The organism is Rhodococcus sp. WWJCD1, assembly GCF_002258735.1.
GTDB lineage: Bacteria > Actinomycetota > Actinomycetes > Mycobacteriales > Mycobacteriaceae > Rhodococcoides.
Window position 1 is genome coordinate 1 of record NZ_NOXY01000037.1, and the last position, 3,457, is coordinate 3,457.

2 rRNA genes are annotated in these 3,457 nt (G+C 55.3%); both read right to left on the reverse strand.

Annotation, left to right across the window (positions count from 1 at the left end):
- Positions 1-2 precede the first annotated feature (2 nt).
- A 5S ribosomal RNA gene (gene rrf / locus CH286_RS27510) occupies positions 3-119 on the reverse strand.
- A gap of 134 nt (positions 120-253) precedes the next feature.
- Positions 254-3,407 (reverse strand): 23S ribosomal RNA (locus tag CH286_RS27515).
- Positions 3,408-3,457 lie beyond the last annotated feature (50 nt).

Here is a 3,457-nt window from a genome sequence, read left to right on the forward strand (position 1 = left end):
GTGTTCGGCGGTGTCCTACTCTCCCACACCCTGTCGAGTGCAGTACCATCGGCGCTGGAGGGCTTAGCTTCCGGGTTCGGAATGGGACCGGGCGTTTCCCCTCCGCTATGGCCGCCGTAACTCTGCGAAACAGTGTCACGAGCGAACCTGTCACCCACACGCGTGTGTGGGCAGCGGATTCGTGTATTCGGTTGTGCTTGCTGAACAACTCGTGTGTTGTTTCAGATATTGCACAGTGGACGCGTAGCTTCTTTGTGGTAAGTCCTCGGCCTATTAGTACCAGTCACCTGCATACATTGCTGTACTTCCAGTTCTGGCCTATCAACCCGGTGGTCTGCCGGGGGCCTTACCCCCTCGAGGGGGTGAGAAACCTCATCTTGGAACAGGCTTCCCGCTTAGATGCTTTCAGCGGTTATCCCTTCCGAACGTAGCCAACCAGCGGTGCTCCTGGTGGAACAACTGGCACACCAGAGGTTCGTCCGTCCCGGTCCTCTCGTACTAGGGACAGCCTTCCTCAAGTTTCTTACGCGCGCGGCGGATAGAGACCGAACTGTCTCACGACGTTCTAAACCCAGCTCGCGTGCCGCTTTAATGGGCGAACAGCCCAACCCTTGGGACCTACTCCAGCCCCAGGATGCGACGAGCCGACATCGAGGTGCCAAACCATCCCGTCGATATGGACTCTTGGGGAAGATCAGCCTGTTATCCCCGGGGTACCTTTTATCCGTTGAGCGACACCGCTTCCACTTGCCGGTGCCGGATCACTAGTCCCGACTTTCGTCCCTGCTCGACTTGTCAGTCTCACAGTCAAGCTCCCTTGTGCACTTGCACTCGACACCTGATTGCCAACCAGGCTGAGGGAACCTTTGGGCGCCTCCGTTACATTTTAGGAGGCAACCGCCCCAGTTAAACTACCCACCAGGCACTGTCCCTGAACCAGATCATGGTCCGAGGTTGAGGTATCCAATACGATCAGAGTGGTATTTCAACAACGACTCCACAGTAACTGGCGTCACCGCTTCACAGTCTCCCACCTATCCTACACAAACCGAACCGAACACCAATACCAAGCTGTAGTGAAGGTCCCGGGGTCTTTTCGTCCTGCCGCGCGTAACGAGCATCTTTACTCGTAATGCAATTTCGCCGAGTCTATGGTTGAGACAGCTGAGAAGTCGTTACGCCATTCGTGCAGGTCGGAACTTACCCGACAAGGAATTTCGCTACCTTAGGATGGTTATAGTTACCACCGCCGTTTACTGGGGCTTAAATTCTCAGCTTCGCCATTGCTGGCTAACCGGTCCTCTTAACCTTCCAGCACCGGGCAGGCGTCAGTCCGTATACATCGTCTTACGACTTCGCACGGACCTGTGTTTTTAGTAAACAGTCGCTTCTCACTGGTCTCTGCGGCCCACACCAGCTCACACTGCAAGAGTGATCACCGGCAGGGGCCCCCCTTCTCCCGAAGTTACGGGGGCATTTTGCCGAGTTCCTTAACCATAGTTATCTCGATCGCCTTAGTATTCTCTACCTGACCACCTGTGTCGGTTTGGGGTACGGGCCGTGTAACAACTCACTAGAGGCTTTTCTCGGCAGCATAGGATCACTGAATTCGCCTCAATCGGCTACGCATCACCTCTCAGGCTTCATGAACGGCGGATTTGCCTACCGTTCGCCCTACAGGCTTACACCAGTACAACCACTGACTGGCCCAGCTACCTTCCTGCGTCACCCCATCGCTTGGCTACTACCAGATCAGGTCCCACGCATCCACCACACCCCTCACTCTCGAAAGAGATCGGTAACGTGGATTCAGGGTGGTTAGTGTCACTGATTCACCATGGGCGCGGTTACACGGGTACGGGAATATCAACCCGTTGTCCATCGGCTACGCCTGTCGGCCTCGTCTTAGGTCCCGACTCACCCTGGGCGGATTAACCTGGCCCAGGAACCCTTGGTCATTCGGCGGACGAGTTTCTCACTCGTCTTTCGCTACTCATGCCTGCATTCTCACTCGCGCAGCCTCCACACCTGGATCACTCCGATGCTTCCATGGCTGCACGACGCTCCCCTACCCACCCACACACCTGCACACAGATCCGCAGACCTGAATGGGGCTATTGTGTGAGTGCCGCAGCTTCGGTGGTGTACTTGAGCCCCGCTACATTGTCGGCGCAGGATCACTTGACCAGTGAGCTATTACGCACTCTTTCAAGGGTGGCTGCTTCTAAGCCAACCTCCTGGTTGTCTTCGCGACCCCACATCCTTTTCCACTTAGTACACGCTTAGGGACCTTAGCTGGCGATCTGGGCTGTTTCCCTCTCGACTACGAACCTTATCGCCCGCAGTCTCACTGCCACGCTCTCACTCACCGGCATTCGGAGTTTGGCTGATTTCGGTAAGCTTGTAGGCCCCCTAGACCATCCAGTAGCTCTACCTCCGGTGAGAAACACGTGACGCTGCACCTAAATGCATTTCGGGGAGAACCAGCTATCACGGAGTTTGATTGGCCTTTCACCCCTACCCACAACTCATCCCCTCAGTTTTCAACCTAAGTGGGTTCGGTCCTCCACGACGTCTTACCGTCGCTTCAACCTGGCCATGGGTAGATCACTCCGCTTCGGGTCTAGAACACGCCACTACACCACAAACGTGGATACGCCCTATTCGGACTCGCTTTCGCTACGGCTACCCCACACGGGTTAACCTCGCGACATGCCACTAACTCGCAGGCTCATTCTTCAAAAGGCACGCCATCACCAGCAACAGTAAACTGTTCACCAGCTTTGACGGATTGTAAGCGCACGGTTTCAGGTACTATTTCACTCCCCTCCCGGGGTACTTTTCACCTTTCCCTCACGGTACTAGTCCGCTATCGGTCACCAGGGAGTATTCAGGCTTATCGGGTGGTCCCGACAGATTCACAGCAGATTTCACGGGCCCGCTGCTACTTGGGTATCCACAACGACAGTTGCAATGTTTTCGTCTACGGGACTCTCACCCTCTACGACAGGCCGTTCCAGACCACTTCGACTAACACCACAATTTCTCACTGTCGGCCGATCCGGCAGAATCGACAATGCAAACCCCACAACCCTCCATACGCAACCCCTGCCGGGTATCACACGCACAAAGTTTGGCCTCATCCGCTTTCGCTCGCCACTACTCACGGAATCACTATTGTTTTCTCTTCCTGTGGGTACTGAGATGTTTCACTTCCCCACGTTCCCTCCACACACCCTATATATTCAGGTGCAGGTAACACGACATCACTCGTGCTGGGTTTCCCCATTCGGACACCCTCGGATCACAGCTCGGTTGACAGCTCCCCGAGGCTTATCGCAGCCTCCTACGTCCTTCATCGGCTCCTGGTGCCAAGGCATCCACCGTACGCTCTTCATTACTTACAACAAAGATGCTCGCGTCCACTGTGCAATTCTCAAACAACACACACACCAAG